Annotated in this window: 21 protein-coding genes; 2 read left to right on the forward strand and 19 right to left on the reverse strand. The window is 27.6% G+C overall.

All coding sequences use genetic code 11. From position 1 onward, the window contains the following. Positions 1-70: 70 nt before the first annotated feature. Both OIF33_RS13810 and OIF33_RS13815 read right to left on the reverse strand, forming a co-directional pair. The gene (locus OIF33_RS13810; RefSeq protein ID WP_322504847.1) at positions 71-2,227 is read right to left on the reverse strand and encodes a YhgE/Pip domain-containing protein; all 2,157 of its coding nucleotides are present in this window, start codon (positions 2,225-2,227) and stop codon (positions 71-73) included. 22 nt (positions 2,228-2,249) lie between these two features. Continuing rightward, positions 2,250-4,415 (reverse strand): YhgE/Pip domain-containing protein, encoded by a 2,166-nt coding sequence (locus OIF33_RS13815; protein WP_322504848.1) that lies wholly within the window; start codon positions 4,413-4,415, stop codon positions 2,250-2,252. 373 nt (positions 4,416-4,788) lie between these two features. Between OIF33_RS13815 and rd the strand changes: the two genes are divergently transcribed. Continuing rightward, positions 4,789-4,950, forward strand: a complete 162-nt coding sequence (gene rd / locus OIF33_RS13820; RefSeq protein ID WP_322504849.1) for a rubredoxin — start codon at positions 4,789-4,791, stop codon at positions 4,948-4,950. A gap of 150 nt (positions 4,951-5,100) precedes the next feature. On the opposite strand, the gene OIF33_RS13825 is transcribed toward rd, so the two are convergent. The 13 genes from OIF33_RS13825 to OIF33_RS13885 form a co-directional block, all read right to left on the reverse strand. Continuing rightward, a complete protein-coding gene (locus OIF33_RS13825) occupies positions 5,101-5,439 on the reverse strand; it encodes a zinc ribbon domain-containing protein YjdM (protein ID WP_003469869.1) in 339 nt (112 codons plus the stop codon). 185 nt (positions 5,440-5,624) lie between these two features. After that, positions 5,625-6,536 (reverse strand): HAMP domain-containing sensor histidine kinase, encoded by a 912-nt coding sequence (locus OIF33_RS13830; RefSeq protein WP_322504850.1) that lies wholly within the window; start codon positions 6,534-6,536, stop codon positions 5,625-5,627. 51 nt (positions 6,537-6,587) lie between these two features. Beyond that, positions 6,588-7,364, reverse strand: coding sequence for an ABC transporter permease (locus OIF33_RS13835; RefSeq protein ID WP_322504851.1), 777 nt, complete (start codon positions 7,362-7,364; stop codon positions 6,588-6,590). Next, positions 7,364-8,293: an ABC transporter ATP-binding protein gene (locus OIF33_RS13840; RefSeq protein ID WP_322504852.1), complete on the reverse strand. Its 930-nt coding sequence runs from the start codon at positions 8,291-8,293 to the stop codon at positions 7,364-7,366. Before OIF33_RS13840 ends, OIF33_RS13835 begins: the two co-directional genes overlap by 1 nt. A gap of 88 nt (positions 8,294-8,381) precedes the next feature. After that, positions 8,382-9,062: a response regulator transcription factor gene (locus tag OIF33_RS13845; protein WP_322504853.1), complete on the reverse strand. Its 681-nt coding sequence runs from the start codon at positions 9,060-9,062 to the stop codon at positions 8,382-8,384. A gap of 17 nt (positions 9,063-9,079) precedes the next feature. Then, positions 9,080-9,928 carry a hypothetical protein gene (locus OIF33_RS13850; RefSeq protein WP_322504854.1) on the reverse strand — a complete coding sequence of 283 codons (849 nt, stop codon included), beginning with the start codon at positions 9,926-9,928 and terminating at the stop codon, positions 9,080-9,082. A gap of 139 nt (positions 9,929-10,067) precedes the next feature. After that, positions 10,068-11,099, reverse strand: coding sequence for a DNA methylase (locus tag OIF33_RS13855; RefSeq protein ID WP_322504855.1), 1,032 nt, complete (start codon positions 11,097-11,099; stop codon positions 10,068-10,070). A 132-nt stretch (positions 11,100-11,231) separates the two neighbouring features. Then, complete coding sequence (locus tag OIF33_RS13860; RefSeq protein ID WP_322504856.1) at positions 11,232-12,401, reverse strand: iron-containing alcohol dehydrogenase; 1,170 nt, start codon at positions 12,399-12,401, stop codon at positions 11,232-11,234. A 172-nt stretch (positions 12,402-12,573) separates the two neighbouring features. After that, positions 12,574-14,013, reverse strand: a complete 1,440-nt coding sequence (locus OIF33_RS13865) for a potassium/proton antiporter (RefSeq protein ID WP_322504857.1) — start codon at positions 14,011-14,013, stop codon at positions 12,574-12,576. Between the two features lie 229 nt (positions 14,014-14,242). Continuing rightward, positions 14,243-14,605: a phage holin family protein gene (locus OIF33_RS13870; RefSeq protein ID WP_322504858.1), complete on the reverse strand. Its 363-nt coding sequence runs from the start codon at positions 14,603-14,605 to the stop codon at positions 14,243-14,245. A 550-nt stretch (positions 14,606-15,155) separates the two neighbouring features. Then, a complete protein-coding gene (locus OIF33_RS13875; RefSeq protein ID WP_322504859.1) occupies positions 15,156-16,445 on the reverse strand; it encodes a cation:proton antiporter in 1,290 nt (429 codons plus the stop codon). A gap of 361 nt (positions 16,446-16,806) precedes the next feature. Beyond that, positions 16,807-17,301 carry an NAD(+) diphosphatase gene (locus OIF33_RS13880; protein WP_322504860.1) on the reverse strand — a complete coding sequence of 165 codons (495 nt, stop codon included), beginning with the start codon at positions 17,299-17,301 and terminating at the stop codon, positions 16,807-16,809. Between the two features lie 156 nt (positions 17,302-17,457). After that, positions 17,458-18,897, reverse strand: coding sequence for an FAD-dependent oxidoreductase (locus OIF33_RS13885; RefSeq protein WP_322504861.1), 1,440 nt, complete (start codon positions 18,895-18,897; stop codon positions 17,458-17,460). A gap of 125 nt (positions 18,898-19,022) precedes the next feature. Between OIF33_RS13885 and OIF33_RS13890 the strand changes: the two genes are divergently transcribed. Beyond that, on the forward strand, positions 19,023-19,913 hold the full coding sequence (locus OIF33_RS13890) for an SDR family oxidoreductase (RefSeq protein WP_322504862.1): 891 nt from the start codon (positions 19,023-19,025) through the stop codon (positions 19,911-19,913). 219 nt (positions 19,914-20,132) lie between these two features. Here OIF33_RS13890 and OIF33_RS13895 read toward each other — a convergent pair whose 3' ends face one another. The 4 genes from OIF33_RS13895 to OIF33_RS13910 form a co-directional block, all read right to left on the reverse strand. Continuing rightward, positions 20,133-21,455 (reverse strand): RES domain-containing protein, encoded by a 1,323-nt coding sequence (locus OIF33_RS13895; protein WP_322504863.1) that lies wholly within the window; start codon positions 21,453-21,455, stop codon positions 20,133-20,135. Positions 21,456-21,575: 120 nt separating this feature from the next. Then, a complete protein-coding gene (locus OIF33_RS13900) occupies positions 21,576-23,231 on the reverse strand; it encodes a recombinase family protein (RefSeq protein WP_322504864.1) in 1,656 nt (551 codons plus the stop codon). Between the two features lie 358 nt (positions 23,232-23,589). Then, on the reverse strand, positions 23,590-25,212 hold the full coding sequence (locus OIF33_RS13905) for a DUF927 domain-containing protein (protein WP_322504865.1): 1,623 nt from the start codon (positions 25,210-25,212) through the stop codon (positions 23,590-23,592). Between the two features lie 74 nt (positions 25,213-25,286). Beyond that, positions 25,287-25,676: a hypothetical protein gene (locus OIF33_RS13910; RefSeq protein ID WP_322504866.1), complete on the reverse strand. Its 390-nt coding sequence runs from the start codon at positions 25,674-25,676 to the stop codon at positions 25,287-25,289. Positions 25,677-25,839 lie beyond the last annotated feature (163 nt).

Here is a 25,839-nt window from a genome sequence, read left to right on the forward strand (position 1 = left end):
TGTTAATTATCAATTTCCGATATCTTTACAAAATAAAAAGAGTAAAGATTAAATCTTTACTCTTTTCTTCCTATAATCCTGATTCTCTAAATTTATGATCTACAAATTCAGTTATTTTATGGAATGGTTTTTTAAGAACACATAAAACAAGGAATATTACAAAGAATACACCCAAGGCCTTTATATCTTTTACCACAGCATCCCATATTGGTCCTGCTATAGCCTCTCTAAATCCATCTATAGCATAAGTGAATGGCCATAATGGTTGTAGCACTTCAAATATTTTAGGATTTGTTTGTATTGGATAAATACCACCAGCCCCTGCTACTTGGAATACCATTATAACTATGGCTATCGCCTTCCCTATATTTCCAAACAGTGATACCAGTGTAAATATTATAACTGTAAACACTATAGAACTAATTATGGCAAAACCAAACATTAATGGCATATTCACTGGATTTACTCCTAGTATAAATATATCACCTAAAACTATTATTATTGATTGAATTAATGATATTAATAGGAATAATAACATCTTACCAAAATGTTTTTGAAGAAAATTAAGCTTTGTTCCATCTTCAAAATCTTCACATTCAGCTGTTAATAATGATGTAAGTAATAATGAACCAACCCAAATTGCTAAAACAGTATAGAAAGGTGTAAGTCCTACTCCAAATATTCCTGCATCATATACGTCTTCTTTTTTAACAGATACAGGAGCTGATATAAATGAAGCTATTTCATCAGGATTCTTACTCATAATATCAATTATATTATTTAAATTTTCCTCTGTTAAGCCTGAAGTTTTTTCTATTAATTGACTTATTGCATCTTGGAATTCACTAAGTTTGCTTGTTATTTGATCAGCCTGTTGGCTAGCAACATCACTACTAGCAATTCCAAATGTAGCTAAAGCATTTAACTGAGGAATAACAATCTTTGTTGTCTCTAATACTGAGTTTGCAGTATCTAATCCACCCTTTAATGAATCTCCTATAGTATTTAAAGCCGGCATACCATTACTATAAAAATTATTTGAAACAGTCACTAAAGATGAACTTATTTCATTACTTACATTTGAAATTGAATCTATTGCTTTAGCTATATTTTCCTTACTTTCATTATTTGATAAAGCTGTTTTTAAGGCAACTAATTGCTCTCTTTCATTTGTTACTAAATCTTTTGTTTTATTTAATTTATTTATTAAATCGCTTATTGCAGAATTTGGTTTTACTGCATTAATTTTTTCTAATGCTTCTATATTACTAGTTATAACTTTATTTAATGAATCTGTTGATGCTATTAATTTATCTATGGTCTCAATCATTTTTGAATTATCCATAGCTGCACTTAATTCTTTAAGCTTTGTAAGTAAGCTTTGTAATTCTTGATTCATTGATTGCATTGTTATAACATCACCGCTAAAGCTATTTGAAACTGAACTAACTGTTTGTTGAGTTGATGTTATTAAACTCTTACTTGCCTCAACAGTATTTTGTAGGTTATTTATTTGCTCAGTTACCTTTGGCAAATCACTTTTAACACTAGCTAAGTAAGTACTTAAATTCTTTGAATCACCATTAGCTTTTTGAACAAAATCTTGAATTTCTTTTAAACTACTATTAGCACTTTCTAAAGTATTTCTTATTTGTAGTATTTCCGGTTTATTAGTTTCTAGTTTTCCTCCTAATTGGTTTAAAAGATCAAAAGCTTCTTTGTTTACTGTATCAACGAAGTTAGATTTTATTTCTTTTGTAACTTCATCCTTAGCAACATCTGTTATTTTATTTGCTATGGCATTTGTTTTCTCGTTTACCTTATATATAATATCTGGCTTCTGAGGATTTCCTGTAGTTAAACTTGTTAATCCTTCTGAAAAGTTTGAAGGTATTTCAATCATTGCATAATACTTACCTTCATTTAATCCATAATTTCCTTGCCAACTATCTACAAATTGCCATCCTATATTATTATCTTTTTTAAGTTCATCTATTATCTCATTTCCTACATTTGCCTCTTTACCATTTACCACAGCGCCCTTGTCATTATTGACAACGGCAACTGGTAAATTTCCTGTATTAACATAAGGATCCCAACATGCTTTAATGTTAATCCATGCGTAAAGAGATGGTATTATACATAATCCAATGACTATTGCTAAAGCCGCTGGATTTTTTCTTATATTTCTTAAATCTCTTCTAAAGATTTTAAAAATTTTCTTCATATTTCACCTCTTAAAATACAGCTTATTCTGCTATTCCAGATTCCTCAAACATATCTTCAAACTTTCTAACTCTAGGATTTAAAGGTCCTTTTAATAAGTATCCTAGAAGTATAAATGCTAATCCCATTAAAGATAAAACAGCGAAATCTAGAATCACAGTACTTACTAAAGGCCCAGCAATAGCTTCTCTATACCCTGATATAGCATAGGTAAATGGGAATGCTGGTTGAACTATTCTAAAGAATAATGGGTCAACTTGTATAGGATATGATCCACCACTTCCTGCTAATTGTAAAACCATAAGTATAATAGCTAAGGCTTTACCTAAGTTTCCGAATACTGACATAAGAGTAAAGACTATTATAGTAAATATAGCTGATGCAAACATTGATATAAAAATCAATAATGCTGTATTAACACTTTGAACTCCTAAAAGGAATTTATCTCCAAAGGCTACTATAAATCCTTGTATTATACCTAAACTCACGAAAGTCATCATCTTTCCGAAATGTTTTTCTCTTAAATTAATCTTTTCACTACCTTCAAACTCAGCAGATTCTGTTTTTAATAGAGATATTAATATTAATGAACCAACCCATAGAGCTAGAACTGAATATATAGGAGCCATACCTGATCCGTAGTTTGCAACCTTATATATTGCATCAACTTTTATATTGAATGGGTTCGCAATAAAATCTCCCATAAATGCTGGGTTACTTTGAAGAATGCTTACTATTTTCCCTAATTCATCATCGCTAACATTTTGAAGCTTAGAACTTAACTCACTTATGACACCTGAGAATTCATCTAAACTATCTTTAAGCTTCTCTGATGTTGAATTTGCAAGCTGAGCGCCTTGATTGGCTGTACTTAGTAAATTATTTATTTGATCAACTAATCCATTAGCTTTATTTAATAAATCTGATGCTCCTTGAGTAGCCTTAACAAGTCCATCTGCCATTGTATTTAAAGCTGGTCTTGTATCATTATCAAATCTATTTATTGCATTTCCTACTTGGTCTTCTATTTGCTTAGTTAAGTCATTTATTGAATTAACTAATCCTTTATCTACACTTTGACCATTATTAACTTTATTTTGTAAGTCATTAAGTTTATTTTTTTCTTCATTTAATGAAGTTTGAACTCCTTTTAAAGAAGTTATCATACTAGATATCTTATCATTAGGATTTGTTTTATTAATGGCCTCTAAGAAATTAATTACAGCTGTAACACTATTATCAACCTTGTTAACTTCACTAATAGCTCTGTTTATTGTAGCACTAATTTTAGCAGAACCAGCATCACTTGCCATCGATGATAGCTCATCTAAACTATTTTGAACCTTATCTAAAGAAGTTTTTGATTCTGTTAAATTTAACCTGATATTATCAAAGGTATTATTTAAAGACTCTTTAGAGCTATTTATTAAATTCCCTGTATTCTCTGCCCCTTGTGATATATTATTTAAACCACTTGTTATTGAAGGCATTGTTTGTTGAACTTGTTGTAAATATGTGCTTAAATTTGCTGAGTTACTATTTATATTATTAAGCATATTTTTAATAGAGCTCATATTTTTATCTATAGCTATTATAGAATTTTTCAATTGAATTATATTTTCTTTATTTTTATCAATGTCGTATCCTACTCCATTTAATGAAGAGAATATAGTTTCATTAACAGTTGTTATAAAATTAGATGTTATCTCATTTACAAGAGTACTCTCTGCAACCTCAGTTATTTTTCCTGCAACAGGATTTGCTTTTGTATTAACCTTATATATTATTTCTGGTTTCTTTGGATTTTCAGACATAACACTAGTTAAATCTTCTGAAAAATCCTCAGGAATTTCTATCATTGCATAGTAAGTACCATCTATTAGTCCCATATCTGCCTGTTTAGCATTAACAATTTTCCATCCAATGTCATGGTTATTTTTAAGTTCATCAATGACATCATCTCCTACATTCATTTCTTTGCCATTGAATGAAGCTCCCTTATCATTATTTACTACAGCAATTGGGACTGTACTTGTATTTTCATAAGGATCCCAACATGCTGCTATATTTATCCATGCATAAAGTGATGGTATAAAGCATATTCCACCTATTATTAAAAGTGCTATTGGATTTTTTATTATTGCTTTAATATCTCTCTTAAACACTTTTAAAATATTACTCCACTTCATTTACACACCTCCATTTAATAAAACTAAAATAACTAAGTCCCCTTATATTCTATCTTAAATCATAAATTTAAAGAGATTCTTAAAAACTCTTAATTACTATAGTATCAAAAATTAGTTTACAAATAAACCTTTTTAAAGTGATTTTATAGATTTTTATTAGTTTATCGTTTTCAAATTAAAGTATTTTAATTAATTCAACAAATCATTGTATTATATATAAATACGTCTAATTGATTCTTTTCCTTAATATTATTTATTATTTTATTGAAATTATTATTTATATATAAATTTTTGCTTTAAATCACATAAAATATTTAATATTATTTATATTATAAATTTACAAATAGAAAATAAGTTTTGGGAGATGTTTATTATGAAAAAATTTGTTTGTAATGATTGTGGATATATTTATGATCCAGCTGTAGGTGATCCAGATAACGGAGTTGCTCCAGGAACAGCTTTCGAAAATCTTCCTAGCGATTGGGTTTGCCCACTTTGCGGTGCTGAAAAAAGTGAATTTTCTGAAGCTGAATAATCTTTAGAATATATACCTAATAAATATAAATTTATATTTACTAGGTATATATTTTTGCTCTATTGTTTTAAACTTATAAAAAATACTTAAAATTATAATATAACTAAAAAACAAAAAGGAACATAATATTATTATGTTCCTTTTAATTAATTATATTTTTTTAACAAACTCTGATTTTAAACTCATAGCTCCAAATCCATCTATTTTACAGTCTATATTGTGATCACCTTCAACTAGACGTATGTTCTTAACTTTTGTACCCTTCTTTAAAGCTGATGAAGCTCCTTTTACTTTAAGGTCTTTTATTATAGTTACAGTATCTCCATCTTGAAGTATATTTCCGTTTGAGTCTTTAACTACTAATACATCCTCATCTGCGTTTTCACTTCCTGGAGTCCACTCGTAAGCACACTCTGGGCAAACTAAAAGATTTCCATCTTCGTAAGTGTATTCAGAATTACATTTAGGGCAATTTGGTAATTTATCCATTCTACATATCCTCCGTTCATTAGTTTCAATTCCCTTAGTATAAACAAGCTTAATTCTTTTATACATATAGGGATTTACTTATAGGCTTATATAATATCATAGTCTAGCAATAATGACAAATTTTAAGCTTTTTTAAGATAAATTACTATAATCTTCTAAAATCTTAATTAATAATAAAATTTATTCTAATTTACTAAAATTCTAGGTAATTCTATCCTCAATATAAGATTTTTATCTTTTAAATTTATATTAAACTCTCCCCCCATTTGTTCTGTTAATTTTTTTGCTATGAATAATCCTAAACCATTATTTTTATTGCTTCTAGATTTATCAGCTGTAAAAAATCTGTTATGTAAAAGCTCTACGTCATCTTTATTTAAATCAAGAGCTTTATTTTTAAACTCTACAAATACCCACTTTTCATTGCAATATAAATTTATTGATACCTCATTTTCTGCATGCTTTAATACATTTTGAATTAAATTTACAAAAATTCTTTTTAAAGCCTTTTTATCTGCCAATGCCAATATATTTTCTTCAAGAATAGAAACCTTAGGTTCTATTTGTTTCAAATTAAAATCCTCATAAAAACTAAGTATAATATCAGTAAGTATGCTATTCACATTTACTTTTTCTATTTCTATTAGGTACTTTTTTTCTTCTATATTTGATAACTCAAAAAAGCTATCAAGTAATTCTTGAAGTACTATTGCTTTTTCATTTACTATATTCAAATAATTTTTTATTTCTTCTGTATCCATAGATCTATTATTAACATACTGAATATATCCTTTTATTGAGGTTAACGGAGTTCTTAAATCATGAGATATATTAGTTATCATTTCTTTTATATTTTTATTATTCTTTTCATAATAAATCCTATTTTCATCTTTCTCATCTAATATAGAGTTTATCTCATTGATTAACCCAATAATTTGTTTGTCCATAGATACGCTTGTTATTCTCTTATTTGTATTATTGTTCTTTATAATGTTCAAATTATCATTTATGTTTTTTATATCTTTCTTAAATGAGAATATTTTTATCATAGCTAGTACAAATGCACATAAAAGAATTCCTATAAATATGTTTCCCATTTCACTCATCCTAAACCTACTCTTATTTAAAATCTGTTTAATAAAAAAATTCTACTTAATATCCATCCTATTTATTTTAGTTAAGCCAATAAACATTGTTACTACTAATATTACTAATCCAATTGCTATAAAAATTAAATTATCACTAAATGTATTAGAACCTATATGTGCCACCTTATCTAAGTTACTTATTGGTTCATATTGCATTATGTTAGAAATTTTATCTCCTAAAGCTATAAATATAGTTTCTGCAACAAATTGATATAATAAATAAACTGTTATTACAACTGTCTTGTTTTGAGTTAATACTCCAATCATAAAGGCAGTTGAGATTATGCCTATATATATTGGCATTTGTATAACTATAACCTTTAATGTGTTTAATATTAAATTTAAATCTAAGTTTCCATCGTATCCATTTTTTATTGTAACCATTAAAAATGCCACAATTACATAAAACAAAACTATAAATATACATGTAATACTGCAAACTACTAATTTACTTAAATAAATTTTACTTCTAGAATATCCTGATATTATATTGTTTTTTACAGTTCCTGCTGAAAAATCTGTCATAAGCACAGATGAAATTATAGGTAAAAATAATAATATTAAAATATCTCCTGACTTTAATATCTCAACAGTAATATTAGATCCACTATTAAAATTAACTCTATTAGTACCTAAAATATTTTTTAATCCTATGACTATATAATCATGTGCAAATTTAGACATAATAAAAAATAGTAGAACTATGAGTAATAAAACAATATAAACATTTTTTTCTTTTTTTAACTTAAAAAACTCAGATCTAATTAAATTCATCATTATATATCACCTCTTTTTTCATCAGCAATCAGGCTTATAAAATAATCTTCTAAATTTAATCCTACCTCTTTAATAGAATTAACTCTTACTCCATTGCTGTTTAATTGAAATGATACTTCAGATGGATTGTCTAAATAGTCATATAATCTTATTTCACGATCATTAATTACAGTAAAATTATTTGTATTTAAATTTTCTTCTATTATTACAATAGCTTTTTCCACATTATCAACTACAATCGAAATACTCTTATTACATTCATCATTAAGTTCATCAATTGTTATTTCTTTTAATAAACATCCATTGTCAATAAACCTAAACTTAGTGGCAACTTGTGCTAATTCACTTAATATATGACTTGATAAAATAATCGTTATGTTTTGCTCCTCATTTAACTTTTTAATCATCTCTCTTAATTCTGCTATTCCCATAGGATCAAGTCCATTTAAAGGTTCATCTAAAATCAAGAAATCTGGATTATTCATAATAGCTAGAGCTATTCCAAGCCTTTGTTTCATTCCTAAAGAAAAATTTTTAAACTTCTTTTTTCCTGTATCATCTAAGTTTACCTTCTCTAGAACTTCATTGATTATGTTTTTATCCACTATTCCTTTTTGTATTCTATAAAATTCTAAATTCTCTTTAGCTGATAGATTAGGATAAAATACTGGATTTTCAATAACAGCTCCAATTCTACTCTTTGTTAGCATATCACTCTTTTCTATATTCTCTCCAAATATCATAACCTCTCCACTACTTGGAAATATTAAAGATGTTATTAATCTTAAGGTTGTAGTCTTTCCAGAACCATTTTTTCCTATGAACCCATATATATCTCCCTTTTTTATTGTCATATTAAGATTATTTACTGAACATACATTCCCAAAGTTCTTAGTAAGGTTATTGGTTTTTAAAACTAATTCTTCCATAATGTCCTCCTTGTCCATATCTTATATATTAATCTTAAAATTTACTTTTTAAGATTATTTAAAGAAAAACCTTAAGAAAGTATTAAGTTTAATCTTCCATCTTAAAACCAATTCCCCAGACAGTTCTTATATAATTTTCCTCACTATTTATTTTATTTAATTTACTCCTTAAATTACTGACATGAACATTTACAGTATTCTCATCTCCAAAAAAATTATCTTTCCAAATGCTTTCAAATATATTACTCTTAGAAAATACCTTCTTAGGATTAGTGAGAAGCAACTCTAATATATCAAATTCTTTAGTCGTTAATTGAACTTCCTCTTCCCCAACAAAAACTTTTCTACTTAAACTATTTAATTCTATATCTTTATAAAAAAATGTTCTTTTTTCATCTTCTTTATTATTGAGTGTTCTTCTTAAAACAACCTCTATTCTTGCTAAAACCTCTCTTTCATCAAAAGGCTTAGTTATATAATCATCAGCTCCCATTTTTAAAACACTTATTTTACTATCAATATCACTTTTCGCTGATATAACAATTATTGAACTTTTATATTTTTCTCTTATTTCTTCTATTAAATTTTCTCCTGAAACCCCAGGCAACATTAAATCTAATAAAATAACCTGATATTCTTCTTCTTTAAGGCAGAATTTAGCCTCAGTTCCTGAAAAAGCTTGAGTAACTTTATATTTTTCATCTCTTAATATATTTGCTAATAAGTCATTTATAGCATTGTCATCTTCAACTACTAAAATCTTCATCATTTTTTCTACTCCTAAGCTTAAGACCCTGATAAAACACTTCCATCAGAACCAACTACAAAAAGTTCTGAATTATTGATATCACCATTCTTTTTCACAATTACCTGATAGACTTTTGCACCATGTATATCTGTGTATTCTTGAAAGTTTTCATAAACATTATTAGGGTTATCTCCTATTTCTTTCTTTACAAATTCAACAGCTTGTTCAAAAGTAAAATTACCATTCAGATTATTCTCTTCCTCTGGTGTAACTTTCGAACTTGCTTTTTCGTATATTTCATTAGCTCTAGCTTCTTGATTAGGTGACATAGCATTTCCTCTAGTTAACTTACTCATAAATATTTTTGCCTCAAGATATTTACCTGAAGCATAAAGTTTTTGTCCTTCCTCTATCTGGTCATTTACCTGTTTTGCAAAATAAAATCTATCTTTCTCAAGTTCAACCTTTGCTAAAGCATCTCTATTAGTTATAGTTTCATATAATCTTATAGCCTCATCAAAATCTTCTCTATCGTAGGCATCACGAGCTTTATAAAAAATCTCATATCCCTCCATTATATCTTGTTCCTTAGGCTTTATATTTTCATCACCTTGCTTTTCCTTCTTGTTAGAGTTATCTTGGTCACTATTTTCTTGAGCTATTTCCACTTGTTCTTCTTTATTAGATTCCTCTTGTTTATCGTCCACTTTCTCTTCCATATTAACTACTTCTTTACTTTCTTCTTCTTTACTACTAGTAGCCTTTTCATTTTCACTAATACTCTCTTTCTTAGCTTCAGAATAATTATTATTCAAGGCTATAGCAGCCGTGGTTCCTCCAACAAGTATAGTCCCTACTATAGCCACAATAATTAACCTCTTTTTCATATCTTATCCCCCTAAAAATTAATTTAACATTACAAATTATTACTTTTAATTATACTATTGGAAATATTAAAAAACCATAAAAACACCTGATATTTAATTGATAAAAAATAGAGGATTACTAAAAAGTAATCCTCTATTTTTAAGCCTTAACAGCGACTATTAAATTTCTATTTATTGATTGGTCTACTCTATGTAAATAATTGTGGTAAGGTGCTTCATCAAGAACCTTAAAGCCATTTTTCTCTAAAACCACAGCTACATCATCATACTTCATAGTAAATTCGTTATATGATAAAACAAGACTTCCTTTAGTTTTTAATGCATTGTGCCATGCTGGAATTGCTTCTTTTAAAAGACCTAGTGGACTTCTCTCCATTAAAGAATCTCTATCATTTTTACTTCCATGTTGAACTCCATAAGGTAAATCAGATATTATAATATCACATGATTTTTTCTTAATAAGAAAATCTGCTTTTCTAGTATCTGAGTTAAATAATTGGAATGATTGTACCTCTCCTGAGTTAAAAGCATCCTTCTCTGAGGCTGCAGTTAAAGTAAATACATTAGCAATCTTTTTACCTTTAGCATCAGATTGTTTTGATTTCTGTGTTTTATGCTTATATTTTCCTTCTTTTAAGAATCTAACAATATATGTTTGAATTTCTTGAGTCCATTGCTCATTTATCTCAATTCCTTTAACATCAAACCCTCTTATAAAACCTTCATATAAGGTTGTCCCTTTACCACACATAGGGTCAAATAAAGTTATCTTTTTACTTCCAGTTTTACATGCACTTAAAGCAAGATTTACCATAAGCCTAGTAAATTGCTCATTAGTCTTTCCATTGTATTTTAATATTTGAACCATACTCTCTGGGAATGTATGAAAATCAGGTACACTAATAGGTCTTAATAGATTTCCTTCTACTATTTCAAATAAAGCATAGTAAATTGACGAAAAACCTAATGCTTTAAAATCCTCTTCCTTAAGCTCTCTATTTGTGCTGAAACATATTGAAGCTGGAAGCCCTAAATTTCCTTCCTCAATCTCACTAATCTCCATATCATAAGCTTCTGCAATTGCTTCTAATTCTGAGACTGCAATCTTAAGCGCTGTATCAAAATAGATACGATTATGTCCTGGATTTGCAAGTATCGCATATCTGCTCATATAAAAACATCCTCATTTCTTCTTATCTTGTACTTCTATTTTTTTATCCATAATATTATAACATCACATAGATTAAATATTAATATAAAAAAACAGAGTACTTTTTACCAAAAATACTCTGTTTTTTATATTTTATTTAAATGATTTGTTTAAGATAGATACAACATCTTCATCAGTTATTACAATTGGATCTACTTGAAATAATCCACCCATAGTTTCTCTTGCATTCCTAGCATACTTCTCCATATCTTCTTTTTTAATTTCCCAATCAGACATCTTTAAATTGTCAACTCCACAGCCTTTCATTAAGTCTTTTAAAGCTACAACAAAATCCATAGCTTTGTTAGCATCTTTTTTACCTAGAGCTTTAGCCATGTCTATCATTCTATCATCGTATTTTCCACTTTGAGCAATATGAGTATAATAAGCCTCACTTATCATTATTAATCCAGCTCCATGAGTAAGTTCAGGATGATATGCGCTTAATGCATGTTCAATTGAATGTTCTGATGTACACCCTGAAGTTGATTCAACAAGACCTGATAATGTGTTAGCTAAAGCAACATCCGATCTTGCCTCTTCGTCATTTCCATCTTCAACAGCTTTAGCTAATGACTTACCTATTAACTCAATAGCTTTAATAGCATACATATCACTTATAGCATAAGCAGTATTATTTAAATATCCCTCTGTGCTATGGAATAAAGCATCAAATCCTTGAAATGCTGTTAGCATTGGAGGCACTGTCATCATTAATTCTGGATCAACTATTGATAAAGTAGGAAATGTTTTTTCATAACCAAAGCCTATTTTTTCATTAGTATCTTCATTTGTTATTACAGTCCATGGATCAGCCTCTGTTCCAGTGCCTGCTGTAGTCGTAATAGCTACTATAGGAAGTGGATTGTTTTTAACTTCAAATCCTTTTCCTGTTCCTCCATCGATATAATCCCAATAATCACCTTCATTTGTAGCTATTACAGCTATGCTCTTAGCCGTATCAATACTGCTTCCGCCTCCTAGTCCTATAACAAAGTCACATTCATTATCTTTTGCTATTTTAGCACCCTCCATAACATGTGATTTTATTGGATTTGGAAGAATCTTATCAAATAAAATATATTCAATATTAGCTAATTCTAGTTGTTCTTCTAGCCTTCTCAAATATCCAAATTTCTTTGTTGATTTTCCTGAAGATATTATTATCAAAGCTTTCTTTCCTGGTAACTTCTCCTTATGAAGATTATTTAATTGTCCTTTTCCGAATAAAAGTCTTGTTGGCATGTAATAATTAAAATTCATATTCCCATCTCCTTTTAGAATACCTTTTATTTATATCTTTATCATAACTCTTAGAGTAAACTCCAAGTCAAGATATTATAATTCCTTCTAACATTTATATTCTAAAAATCAGAATTTAATATAAAAAAAGGAATGACTAATCATTCCTTTTTTTATGACAACAAATCCTATACTATTTTATTTCCTCTAAAAACTTATTCATAATTTCACTATTTTCACTTGTTAAAACCAATGTATCACTAGGTTTAATAATAGTAAATCCTTTTGGAATAACAACCTTATTCTCTCTTTTTATCATAACAATTAAAATTTCATCTGGAATTTCTGAATCCATTATAGCTTTATTTACAATCTTATTGTTCTCTCCAACTTTGACTTCAAATATATAGTCTTTTATCCTATTTTTAAGCTTCTTTTTATTCTCACTTTCATCATTTTCATGACATATTAGATCTAATTTCTTTGCAAACCAAGGTATTAATGTTCCCTGAATTGCTACTGAGAATAATGCAATAAAGAATATAATATGAAAAATATCATTTTCAATTGCTGAAGTCCTAGTTATTGCATATATAGCAAAAACTAATGAAGCTGCTCCTCTAAGACCAACCCAAGATATGAATACTTGCTCCTTTATAGGAACTTTAAACCAACTTAATATTGAGAATACAGCTATTGGTCTTCCTACCAATATCAAAAATATTGAAATAGCTATTCCCTCAAATGCAACGCTTGGAAGTTGTGATGGAAATGCTAAAAGTCCTAACATAAAAAATAGCATTATCTGCATTATCCATGATAACCCATCAAAAAACTGATTTAAACTCTTCTTGTGAGGTATTTTAGAGTTTCCCATTACTATACCAGCAATAAAGACACTTAAGTATCCATTTCCACCTAAAAATTCACTGATTGAATAAGCCAAAATAGCCACTGTTATAGTGAATATAGGATATAATCCCTCAATTTCAAACTCTACTTTTCTTAATATAAAAACTGCAAGCTTTGATAAAAGAAAACCAACTGCTACACCAAAAACCACTTGTTTAAATATCATACCAACAAGTCCGATACCTATTGATTCATTGCTTGTAATAAAAATTAACATAACACTTGTTAGCATATATGCAGTTGGATCGTTACTTCCACTTTCAAACTCTACTAATGTATCAATATTATTTTTTAGCTTTAAATTTCTTGAACGTAAAATGGACATAACTGAAGCTGCATCTGTAGAAGCAACAATACATCCTAATAATAATCCTTCAAATATGCTTGTTTTCAATACAAAATAACAAAATAGACCTGTAAGTCCTGCGGTTATTACAACACCTAAGGTAGACAACATAATTGCAGGCACAGATATAGTCTTTGCCTTTTTCCACTCAGTGCAAAAACCACCATAAAACATTATAAATACCAAGGCTATTGATGATAAAGAATAGGTAATATTATAGTTATCAAAATATATTCCACCAATACCATCAGATCCAAATAGCATCCCTATTATAATAAATACTAAAAGTACAGGCACCCCCCACTTATAAAAAATCTTACTAGATATTATGCATGTAAGTAGTACTAGTCCACTTAGTATCATTAAATTCACCATATTAAAGTACCCCCTTAAATTTATTTGCAAATACCTCTTTATTTTTTCCTCGACTTTTAAATTTGATTTCCCCAATTATACTTTTTATATTAAATTATAATTTTTAAGATTTTATGTGCTTAAAATTAAAAATATAAAAAAAATAAAAAAACTGCTGTTAACTTAGTTATCAGCAGTTAATAAATTATAATTTTTAATACTCTCAATTTTGTTATATAAATCTTTAAAATTACATAACTTTAGTAGGAATTACTGCATCTATAATTCCAATAACTAAAGCGGCTAATAACGCACCTATAATAGATACACTCATGCTTGGAACTAAGAATTGTGTTACGTATATTATTATTGCAGCAATTATAAATCCTTTTATTCCTTTACCAAAAGGTGATGCATCAACACCCATAAATAATTCTACTAAATAATCTAGTACTGATATTATAACAGCAGCTATTAAAAATGGCCAAAATCCCTTTATTGAAAAACCTGGAGTTACAAATGATGTTACTAATAAAACTATTGCAACTAATATGAATCTTCCTATCCATTTTAATATGCTACCTTCACCTTTTTTATTATTTTCGTTTCCCATAAGATTTCCTCCTTTGATAAAATTATGTTTTTTACAAAACACCTTTTAAATTATTATTTTAACTTAATCCATAAAACTATATCTAATTTCCAAGTATTGATTGAATAATTAGATATTAATTGTAAAATAAGTAATACATGTTTATATAATTACTTATTTTATTTACACTTATATGTTGACCACTATATGAAATAATATTCTCTATAATGTTTTTAAGATTAAAATTTTCTATAAAAACTTACTTTATAATATAAATATTAATACTACTGATATCTTTAAAATTTGTAATGATAAAATTAACTCTTACTTCTTCTTTCAATTTTATCCTATGTATAATCATGACGACTATAAGTCTACTAATCAATGAGCGTATCATTGTGGTCAAATCACCTTAACTCAAGCTAATACATATGATAATTAATAATCAATATTCTTTAAAAATTATAAAAGTGAGTTTAGATAAATATACAAACTCACTTCTAAAATAAAAAAGATATAAAAGTAGGTTTAACCTTCTACTTTTATATCCGTTTATTATATATTTTATTTTCTAGGTACTTAATCCTCCTGTATTAGACTCTTCTTTCACTTGAATTTCTCCAGACATTTTAAATGCTTGCTTAGCTAAAAATACTGCTATAATCTCATTTATAACTGCCGCCGCTGCAATAGTACCTTGTATCATCATGGCGTACTCTGGCTCAAATGGAAATAATGCATCAACTGCAATTCCTGTAAATATAAGAGATACTCCTGAGTGAGGTAAAAGAGATAAACCCAAATATTTACATACCTTATCATCAGCTTTTACCAACTTACCACTTGTGTAAGCACCTAATATCTTACCAATTCCACGAGATACTATATATATTACAGTAAGTAATCCTGCACCAAATATTAAATTATAATCTAGTGGTGCTCCTAAATTTACTACCATTACAACTAAACCTATGCCTATTATAGGATTAAAAAGTTCCATTATCTCATTTAATCTTTCTTTTTCAACTTTATTTACAATAATAGCGAAGAAAGATATACCAGAAAGTAATAAGTTTATTGATAGTATATTATCATTTACATATCTTCCAATAATAACTGTAATGCCTATAAGGAATGAGAGCTTTAATAAAATTTCTAACTTTGAATTTTTATTAGGTAAAACTTTATTTTCTGTTTCATCTGAGTCATCTACGTCTTTACATTTTTTATTTTGTAATATTTTAGCTCCTATAATACCTGTAAATGCTCCAATACCTAATGGCAATATTATCATCATTAATATAGAAATAATATTTACCGATTCTCCAGTCATACTTCCTGAAACTACACCTATAACTAAGAAGAATACAATTAGTGCTAACACATCATCTAATGCAGCAAGAGGTATTAAAGTCTTTGAAACCGGCCCCTTAGCATTATACTCCTTAACTATTGACAAAGATGGTGCTGGTGCTGTTGCTAAGGCAATTGCTCCAAATATTAAAGCTATAGAAATTGGAACATCTGCAAATATTAAAAATGCCACTGTAACAACTATAAATGCCGTCATACCTTCAAAAAGGCATATAGTCAATATTTGTTTTCCCGACTTCTTAAGCTCTTCTAATATTAACTCAGCACCTATTAGCATACCTACTAAAACTTCTCCAACATTACTTATAATATGAAACCAACTTGTATCCATTATGCTACTATTCATCCAATTTAGTGCATGTGGACCTATTATCATGCCAGTTAATAACCATCCAAGTATAGATGGTAAATTAAGCTTTGAAACTAATTTTCCGACCATTAATGCTATAATTGTAAATACTGCTAATAATATAATTCCTTTTATCATTTAGATAACCTCCCTTATATTCATCAATACCCTTAAATAATATTTATATTATTATTCTTACGTAGTAATACCTCTATTTTAAATTTTTCTTTATTTATAACATCAACAAAAGGTTAATAAGGTATTAATAAAGTGTTATCTTTGGATTTTATTATTTTTTATGGAATTTCATATACTCTTTTTTGTATATTTTATAAATATTTACAATAAAACAACTAAAAAATATAAAGAAATACCTTTTTAAGATATTTCTTTATATTCTTATTACACTTTTATTCTATAAATTTATTTTATCCTAATTAATAAAGATATAAGCTTCTAAATTAATATAACTTAATTCATTTAATTAATGTTTATAAAATTATATATAATTCATTTTTTTAAAGGCATATATTAAAAATTCCTCTGCTAAACTTTCACTTTTAATATTCTCTAGTGCATCTTTAAAAGTAAACCATTGTGCTTTATCAATTTCCTCATTAACTTGATTTAAATCTTCACTGTCTACTGTACAAATAAAATTGCACATTAGTGTATTAGTTCTTTCAAAATATCTACTCTTCATATATTGATAATCCTTAACATTAAGACCTGTTTCTTCTTTTATTTCTCTTACTAAAGTCTGTTCTGCATCTTCACCTTTATTGATATATCCTGCTACAAGTATATTATCTACTCGTCCATACTGTTGTATAAGCAATACTTTATTTTTATCAGGATTTAAAATAATCGCACTTATGGCTGAACTAAAGGTAGGAAAACGAAATACTTCACATTTACTGCAATATGGAATTTCTCCTTCATTATTACATGGCTTATTTATTAACTTAGTTCCACATTGAAAACAATAACTCATATTATTACTCCTTTTACATCTATATGGTCTATAAATTATAATACTATATTACCATTCAGTTATAAAGTAAATAGAAAAAAGAACCTCATTCATATAGATTCGGTTCTTCTTTATTATTTTGCTCTGGTATTAACTCATTTAAACATCTAATTGCATTTAATCATCTATAATGTCTTTAGTCGCTGGACTTCCTATTAATCGTCCCTTATAATCAAATCTTGATCCATGACATGGACAATCCCATGTTAATTCATCTGCATTCCAACTAAGTTGGCATCCTAAGTGAGCACATTTTGTTGATACAATAAATTCTTTTCCCTCTTTATTTTTATAAACACCGACCTTCTCTCCATTATACTCAACAATTCCAGCATGACCATTTTGGATATGTTCTATATCACTACTTGGAATATATATCTTTTGTGCAATAAAGTTCTTAGCTGTTGTAATTAAATCATTAGCAATATTATTTATTGATGATGATAGCTCAAACCTTTTTGGAGAAAATATTTCTGAAAAATCATTTTCTTTTTCTAATATCATATCTGATATTATCATGGCTGACACCATAGAACTTGTCATTCCCCATTTATTAAATCCTGTGGCAACGTATATATTAGGTGTTTCATCAGAATATTTCCCTATGTAAGGTATTCCATCCACAGTCATACAGTCTTGAGCTGACCAATGATACCTTTCTTTTGACTTTGGATACAATTCTTTTGCAACCCTTCTTAACTCATCATAGCTTCCACCCTCTTCATTTTCTCCTGTTCTTTGCTTTATACCGCCTAACAATAATAAATCTTTATACATTCTAAAGGAGTATCCGCTTTTATCAACATCTATATACATACCATCAATATCTTTTACATTTTCTAAAGCTATAACATATGATCTTTCTTGATGCATTTTCATAAAATAATACCCTGGTGCATTCATTATTGGATAATGTGTTGCTACCACTATATTATTTGCAGTTATATTTCCACCCTTTGTAACTACTAAATTTTCTTTAATTTCTAATGCTTTAGTATTTTCATAGATAATTAAATCCTTTGAAATATCATTTAAAAATTTAAGTGGATTAAATTGTGCCTGATTATTAAATTTAACGGCTCCATTAATTTCAAAAGGAAGATTAGAAGTTTCTACAAATTCAGCATTAATACCGACTTTATTAGCTGCTTCTACCTCTTCTTTAAGACTATCTATTTCATTTAAAGAATAGACATATGCTGCTTTCTCTTCAAAGTCACAATCTATTCCCCTTTCTTCAATAATTTCTTTATATTTTTTTATAGCAAGTTCATTTGCTTTCGCATATTGTCTAGCCTTTTCTTCTCCAAATTCTGATATTAATTTATTATAAATTAAGTCATGTTGAGATGTTATCTTTGCAGTAGTATTTTTAGTATTTCCACTTGCTATTTCAGCTGCATCAATTAAAACTACATCCTTACCATTTTGCTTTAACATGTATGCTGTTAATATCCCTGCTATTCCAGCACCGATAATTACAGTATCTATTTTTATATCTTTATTCAAACTATTTCTTTTTCTTAGTTTACAACTTTCACTCCATACTGATTTCACAAAATCACCTCATTTTAGTATTCTATTTTTAAAATTATATACATAAGATATATTTTGCAAACTTTCACAAATATATGTAAAATCTCATAGAATAATTACTGTTATAAATCTTTTAGGAGAATTAAATGAATCCATATCATGATAATGATATAAACATTGAAAATTTACCTAAAAACTTTCCACCTCAACATCAAATGCTTCAACCTGGAATTGAATCAATAATGGATCCCCTACCTATATTTGATAACCCTAATTATAAAGGTAGTGGTAAATTAAAGAATAAATCTGTATTAATCACTGGAGGAGATAGTGGAATTGGTAGAGCCATCTCAGTAGCTTTTGCAAAAGAAGGAGCAAATATTGTAATTTCCTACCTTTATGAACATGATGATGCTGAGACTACTAAAAAATATGTTGAAAAATATGGTGGTAAATGTTATCTAATACCTGGTGATATAATGCATAAAGAGTTTTGCAAAAAGCTAGTTCAATTTACCGTTGATACTCTTGGAGGTATAGATATTTTAATAAATAATGCAGGTGTTCAATTCCCACAAGATAGCATAGAATGTATTTCAGAATCTCAATTAGAGCTAACATTTAAAATAAATATTTTTCCTATGTTCTATCTTACACAAGAAGCTCTAAAACATATGAAAAGAGGAAGTAAAATAGTAAATACCACCTCTATTACAGCCTATCAAGGTAAAAAAAATCTTATAGATTATTCATCAACTAAAGGAGCAGTTGTAACATTCACAAGATCTCTATCTCAATCCTTAGTTAAAGACGGAATAAGAGTTAATGCAGTTGCACCTGGTCCCATTTGGACACCACTTATAGTTTCAAGCTTTTCAGCTGAAGAGGTAGCTAAATTTGGATCCGATGTACCTATGAAGCGTGCGGGACAACCTTTTGAACTTGCTCCTGCTTATGTCTACTTAGCATCTGATGATTCCTCCTACGTAACAGGACAAGTTATTCATGTAAATGGTGGTGCAATGGTTGAAAGCTAAATGAATTAAGTAAATAAAAATATGTGCTTATAAACTTAAGCACATATTTTTATTAATTAATTTCTAAATTGACTTATACTAATACAAAATAAGTATTAATATATGCTATCACTTTGTTTTTTTATTTTATACTTAGTAAAAACCTCATTTACTTGTGATACGGTTCTCCGTATCATATTTAAGTGATATTTTTTATAATAAGAAATTATCCTTTTAAATCTAATTACTATCATTATTTTCTATTTTACTTTTTTGTTGATAATACTCTTTAATCATTTTTTCCAATTCATTATCATCATCAAATATTGAACTTTTTACTTTTTCCTTATTTATAAAACTCTCCTTAAATACTTTTATAATCTCTATATCTTTATTCTTTTCAAAATTAAAAAGTGCATAATTTACATATCTATTATCTTTTACAGATTTATATGCTACTCCATTATATCCAATTTGCTCACATATCATTTGAATTATATTAGTAATTATATACTTTTTCTTTAAACAATTATCATCTACAGAATTATCATTTATGAAGCCATCAAAATCATCAAAAATCAAATCTACTGGAAGTAAATTCATAGGCTTTAATAACCTAAGTACTGCAAAATTATACTCTTCATCTTTATTAGCCTTTATCTCTTTTTTTAATATCTCAATATTATTAGAGCAATATAACACAGACTTACCATGGAAATTATATCTACCTTGATTAGGTTTACCACTTGGTGGATTCCACATTGATTCTTTTGTATATATTTGTCCAGTTTTATTTAATCTTGTTCTAAATAATCTTTTAGAAGAGTATAGTAAAATAATTTGTTTTTTTCTGTAAGTTTCTTCTAATTTTGAATATATAATTTTAAATACTTTATTATTAAAAATAAATATTGGATTTTTCATATATTCATCTCTAAATTTTTCAAGTTCATCTACAGTTATTGTTTCATCAACTAGTTTTAAGTATTTCTTTATTTCTGGATAATCTCCATAAAATTTTTCATCAAATAATTCAATATCTCTTCTAGTATATACCTCTGAATATTTATCAAATTTCTCATAATCCATTGTATCTTTACTATATGCACCTCCACCATTTCCACATTTCGGACATCTAATATTATCTATTATTAAATAATAATATTCTTCATCTATTAAACTATTATCACATATTAACTCTTGTAATTCTGTAGATACATTATATTTATCCCATAACTCCTCATATTCATTATCTTCTTTGAAATAAGTATATAAACTTGCTTGAAAATCTTTCATTCTATTCCCATGTCCACAATTTGAACATGACTTAATATTTTTTTCTATAGCTTTTGCAACTTCATAACACAAATCTTCTTTAATATCATCAACTTCCGAATATTCCTCATCTAAATAATAATCTCCATATAATATATCTTCATTACAACTATTACACTTTAAAATTTTATTTGACTCGTTTTTACTTAATCCATATTTATCAGGATTGAAACTAATTAATAAATTATCTATACTATTTATCAAATTAGAACAATTTAAACATCTCATAAACTATATCTCCTTTTATATTAATTAACATAATTTATACTAATTTCTTCTTTACTTTATATTATAACTTTTTTATTTTAAAGACTAAACACTTATAGTCTTATATTAAAATCCAATATTTTAAATCACTAAATTCAACTTCATTCTACCAAATCTAAAATGTTGCATAAGAAAAGAAGAAGCACCTTTCATAGGCACTTCTTCTTCATTACTTAAATAGTCTATTAAACCATCATTTATTTTTAGTTTTATTGAATCTATTTCTCTATCTTTTCCTATTGTTATTTCTGAAACTATCATATGTAGTAACATCTTTTGTTTTTCTCTACTTGTGCAATTACTCATTATTCTTCCAAAGCTTTGTAGAATTTCTTTTATTACATCATATGAAACTTCTGTTTGATTTTCGTCTGTTACTGTTATTAAAAGTTTTTGTCTTTCTTCTTCTAATGCACTTATATTCTTATCTAGCTCTGATTTCCTTTCAACTAATTCTTCCTTTGTTATTAAGTCATCTTCATATGCTTCTAGTATTTTTGTTTTTCTACTTTTTAGCTTACTTAGTTCTTTATCTATTTTCTCTAACTTTTTCTTGTTTGGTTCTACATTGCTTCTTCTAGTGTTATTTATGTTTTCTATTATTGATTTAACCATCTTTTCATTAGACAGTAGTTCTTCTATCTTTCCAAAGACATATTCATTAGCTTTATCGACTCTTATTGCATTAGAATTACAGACTGCTGTACCTTTATTCTTCCAGTTCCCACAAGCATAGTATGTTATTCTTTTCTTAGTTCCATCTTTTAGTTTATTGGTTGTTCTCATTATGACCATTCCTGCTCCACAAACTGGACATCTAAGTATTCCTGTTAAAGGATATTCACCATCGTATATTCTAGCTGGCTTACCTTTCTTTGATTCTAGTATTTTCTGAACCTTGTCCCACAATTCTTCACTTATTATTGCTTCATGAAGTCCATCAACCATTATTGGATTAGGGTTTATATTCTTTCTTCTCTTTTCTGACCAATCTTGTCTTACATTATATCTAATTTTTCCTATGTAAACTGGATTAGTTAGAATGTCTTTGATTGAACCAACTGAAAAGTTATTTCCCTTTTTAGTTTTATATCCTAGTTTATTTAGCTTATTAGTTATGGCTTTATATCCATTACCATTACTGTATTCATTGAAAATTAGTCTAACTGTTTCAGCTTCTTTTTCATTTATTACTAACTTAGTTTCTTTTCTCTTTTTATTTAGTGAACCTTCAACAGGAACTATATCGTAGCCTAGAACTCTATTTCCACACCACTTACCTTCTCTGGCTCGTGCTAACATTCCCATCTTAACATTCTGCGCTATTGTTCCTCTTTCAAACTCTCCTATTAATGCCATCATCTGAAATTGCATTTTTCCTGCTGGTGTATTGGTTTCAAATGGCTCTGAGTATGATTTAAATGTTACATTATTCTTTTCAAAGAGTTCTACCATTTTTAAAACATCAGCTAGCTTTCTACTTAGACGATTTATCTTCCAAACTAAAACCATATCAAACTTATCTTCTTCCGAATCTTTCAACATTTCTTTTAGTTCTGGTCTATGTTTTATATCTTTACCACTTATCCCTCTATCAGAATAAGTTTTATATACCTCTAAATCATGCTTATCACAGTATTCTCTTAGTAGCCTTTCTTGTTCATCTATACTATATCCTTCTTCTGCTTGTTCAACAGTTGAAACTCTAGCATATATAGCAACTTTTTTCTTATCCATATATATCACTCCTTTAATTAACTAATCCTAATCAAAAAAATAATATATATTTATTCTTTTTCTTCAATTCCTTCTCTATCAGTTACTATTTTCTGTCTTAACTCATCAAAAATCATATCTACAACTAAATCTATTACATCTTTTATATTAAAATTTTCATTCATCTTAATTACCTCTTTCTTTAGAAACTCAACTTTAATTTAAAAATCCCGTTTTCCCGTAGATTTTTAAACATCTCAAAATTTTTAGGCTCTATTTACTAATTTATACAATTAAAAAATTAAAATTTAAGAAAAAAATATTTATGTTTTAAAATTGACGGGGAAACGGGGTTTTCTCCCTTTTCCCCTTATGGATTTTAAGAACTCTTTGTTAATATAGCCGTACATTGATTTAAGCTAACAACTATGTAATCAACAGTTATCCCAAATTCATTTTTTCTACTTCTAGTGTATCTATCCGATTCACAGTTTAAAAATCCACTAGCTTTTAATTCTTTTAGAACAACATTTTTATCTTCAAATCCACCTTCTTTTATCATTCTTTCAAAAGAAATCTTGTCCATTTGGACTTCAATGTTATTGTTATTATTTTTATTTTTAATTAACTTACCAAAAATGTCATTTGATGAATTTGTATTACCTTCTGTTATGAATTTATTTTTGTATTTTTCAACATATTGCTTTATGTAGTCTATTGCACTTTCTTTAAAGTTTCTGTTCTTAATTGATTCTTTTTCAACTTCAATTAACATTTCCTTTATTTCTTCTATTTTTAATTGAACATTCATCATCTCTTCAAACAAGTAAGCTGTTTGTAGAATTATTGCATACTTCTCACATCTTCTATCAATCATATTATCTGAAATTTCCTTTTGCTCTAACTCATCTTTAAAACTATTTTTAACTTCTTTAAATTGATTTATTAATGCTTCTTTTTCCTTTTGCATTACAAACCCAGCAAATTCAAGCCCTATATGACCATAGCTTTCAAGTATAGCTTCTTTTATATTCTCTGCATTTTTAGCGTCCTTAGTCCAAGTAACATTTTCTAACTCTATTACTCTTATTTGAACACCAGCATTTTTATTAGATGATGAAATTAGTGACCTTTCACCATTAGACAAAATTGTCGTTAGCCAAGTTTCTTTTTCTTTAAGTTCAGAGTCTTTATTAAGACGATCTTTATCAGTTCCATTTGCTACACTATAGACAAAATTAGTAAAGTTATTTGTGTGTGACATTGAAATTTCATCTAATGCAAGTGGAACACCTTTTAATCCTGTAAGTTTCTTTAAAATTGCATTGTTTGTTGAGTTATATGTACTGTATAATCCATTTCTTTTTACATCAGGATATCCAAAGCATGAAATTGCTAGTTTTAATGCTGTAGACTTTCCTGTTGTAGAATTTCCTACTAAATGTATCAACAGTGAATCTAGCCCAAGTTCTTCTCCTATGTATCCTAATGTTACTGCTGACAATGATGAAGCTATGACAAATTCTAATTCACATTTCCCAAAGACTTCATTTTTAAGCATTTCTATGTACTTTTCTTTAGAACCTCTTGGTTTAACATCATATTCTCCAACATATTCTGATTTTATGCCTATTGCATTGTAAAGTTTGTAGATTTCATTTCCGTTGTAATTTGAAAATCCTAATTTAGAGTGAACATTCTTTTTAACTGCTTTGTATTCGCATTCTCTTAAATATTCTATTAAATCGTTAACATTACTACTTACAACATCCAAACCTTTATTTTGTAAATCTATTAACTTATTTTTATTTAAGTATATTTCCCTACCAACTGTTATATTAGAAATTCCATTTAAGGTAAGAAACTCTAAGTTTGCTTTAAAAGTTTTATCATCTATATTATTCAGAATTTCTGTTATTTTCATGTATCTACTTAATCTCTTCTTTTCTCCGTTATTTTCGATCCATAAGAATTTTTTATCAGTTGTTATATTTTTAGTCATTTTTAATTACCTCCAAGTTTTGATTTATTTTTAGTTTTGTTCCCCTAGATTTTCTAGGGGAACTCTATTACTTATCAAACTTCTTCTTGGTAATCATCTTCAATGACATTTTCTTCTTCAAAGTAACTTTCTTCTGGACATTCCATTATTTCAAGAATATTAAGGTATTCATTTCTAAAACCAACATTTATTCTAATTTTCAGACCAACAAAATCTTGTTCATTTATCGCAAAATCTATTTGATTTATGTTTTCATCATTAACATCATTGTACCTTAGCTTTAAAAGAGTATCTATCTTTTCATTATCTGATGTTTTTATGTTAAAACTTTTAATAGTACCTTCATGATTTACAACATATAATTTAAGCAATTCAAATCCATTTTTACTAATGTTTACCTCTGCTTTTATTATTTCAACATCGTTTAATCCTACTGTTATTCCTTGTTTTCTAAAAAAATTCATTTGAAATTCCTCCTTATTTCAAGGAGTGTGCACACCCTATTATTAAATATTTTTTCAACTAGCTTGTCTATTATATTAAAATATTTGAAGTTTACCTTCAACTTCCTAAAAACGCGGAATTTCGCGATTAACATTTTTTTCTCTTTACATTTTTTGTTAATTT

The sequence above is a fragment of the Clostridium sp. LIBA-8841 genome, from assembly GCF_034439435.1.
In the GTDB taxonomy this organism is placed as follows: domain Bacteria; phylum Bacillota; class Clostridia; order Clostridiales; family Clostridiaceae; genus Sarcina.

What these genes read in the sequence shown, in the direction of transcription:
- OIF33_RS13810 (WP_322504847.1), bottom strand. Translation starts at nt 2,227, where the DNA reads ATGAAGAAAATTTTTAAAATCTTTAGAAGAGATTTAAGAAATATAAGA.
- OIF33_RS13815 (WP_322504848.1), bottom strand. Translation starts at nt 4,415, where the DNA reads ATGAAGTGGAGTAATATTTTAAAAGTGTTTAAGAGAGATATTAAAGCA.
- rd (WP_322504849.1), top strand. Translation starts at nt 4,789, where the DNA reads ATGAAAAAATTTGTTTGTAATGATTGTGGATATATTTATGATCCAGCT.
- OIF33_RS13825 (WP_003469869.1), bottom strand. Translation starts at nt 5,439, where the DNA reads ATGGATAAATTACCAAATTGCCCTAAATGTAATTCTGAATACACTTAC.
- OIF33_RS13830 (WP_322504850.1), bottom strand. Translation starts at nt 6,536, where the DNA reads ATGGGAAACATATTTATAGGAATTCTTTTATGTGCATTTGTACTAGCT.
- OIF33_RS13835 (WP_322504851.1), bottom strand. Translation starts at nt 7,364, where the DNA reads ATGATGAATTTAATTAGATCTGAGTTTTTTAAGTTAAAAAAAGAAAAA.
- OIF33_RS13840 (WP_322504852.1), bottom strand. Translation starts at nt 8,293, where the DNA reads ATGGAAGAATTAGTTTTAAAAACCAATAACCTTACTAAGAACTTTGGG.
- OIF33_RS13845 (WP_322504853.1), bottom strand. Translation starts at nt 9,062, where the DNA reads ATGATGAAGATTTTAGTAGTTGAAGATGACAATGCTATAAATGACTTA.
- OIF33_RS13850 (WP_322504854.1), bottom strand. Translation starts at nt 9,928, where the DNA reads ATGAAAAAGAGGTTAATTATTGTGGCTATAGTAGGGACTATACTTGTT.
- OIF33_RS13855 (WP_322504855.1), bottom strand. Translation starts at nt 11,099, where the DNA reads ATGAGCAGATATGCGATACTTGCAAATCCAGGACATAATCGTATCTAT.
- OIF33_RS13860 (WP_322504856.1), bottom strand. Translation starts at nt 12,401, where the DNA reads ATGAATTTTAATTATTACATGCCAACAAGACTTTTATTCGGAAAAGGA.
- OIF33_RS13865 (WP_322504857.1), bottom strand. Translation starts at nt 14,013, where the DNA reads ATGGTGAATTTAATGATACTAAGTGGACTAGTACTACTTACATGCATA.
- OIF33_RS13870 (WP_322504858.1), bottom strand. Translation starts at nt 14,605, where the DNA reads ATGGGAAACGAAAATAATAAAAAAGGTGAAGGTAGCATATTAAAATGG.
- OIF33_RS13875 (WP_322504859.1), bottom strand. Translation starts at nt 16,445, where the DNA reads ATGATAAAAGGAATTATATTATTAGCAGTATTTACAATTATAGCATTA.
- OIF33_RS13880 (WP_322504860.1), bottom strand. Translation starts at nt 17,301, where the DNA reads ATGAGTTATTGTTTTCAATGTGGAACTAAGTTAATAAATAAGCCATGT.
- OIF33_RS13890 (WP_322504862.1), top strand. Translation starts at nt 19,023, where the DNA reads ATGAATCCATATCATGATAATGATATAAACATTGAAAATTTACCTAAA.
- OIF33_RS13895 (WP_322504863.1), bottom strand. Translation starts at nt 21,455, where the DNA reads ATGAGATGTTTAAATTGTTCTAATTTGATAAATAGTATAGATAATTTA.
- OIF33_RS13900 (WP_322504864.1), bottom strand. Translation starts at nt 23,231, where the DNA reads ATGGATAAGAAAAAAGTTGCTATATATGCTAGAGTTTCAACTGTTGAA.
- OIF33_RS13905 (WP_322504865.1), bottom strand. Translation starts at nt 25,212, where the DNA reads ATGACTAAAAATATAACAACTGATAAAAAATTCTTATGGATCGAAAAT.
- OIF33_RS13910 (WP_322504866.1), bottom strand. Translation starts at nt 25,676, where the DNA reads ATGAATTTTTTTAGAAAACAAGGAATAACAGTAGGATTAAACGATGTT.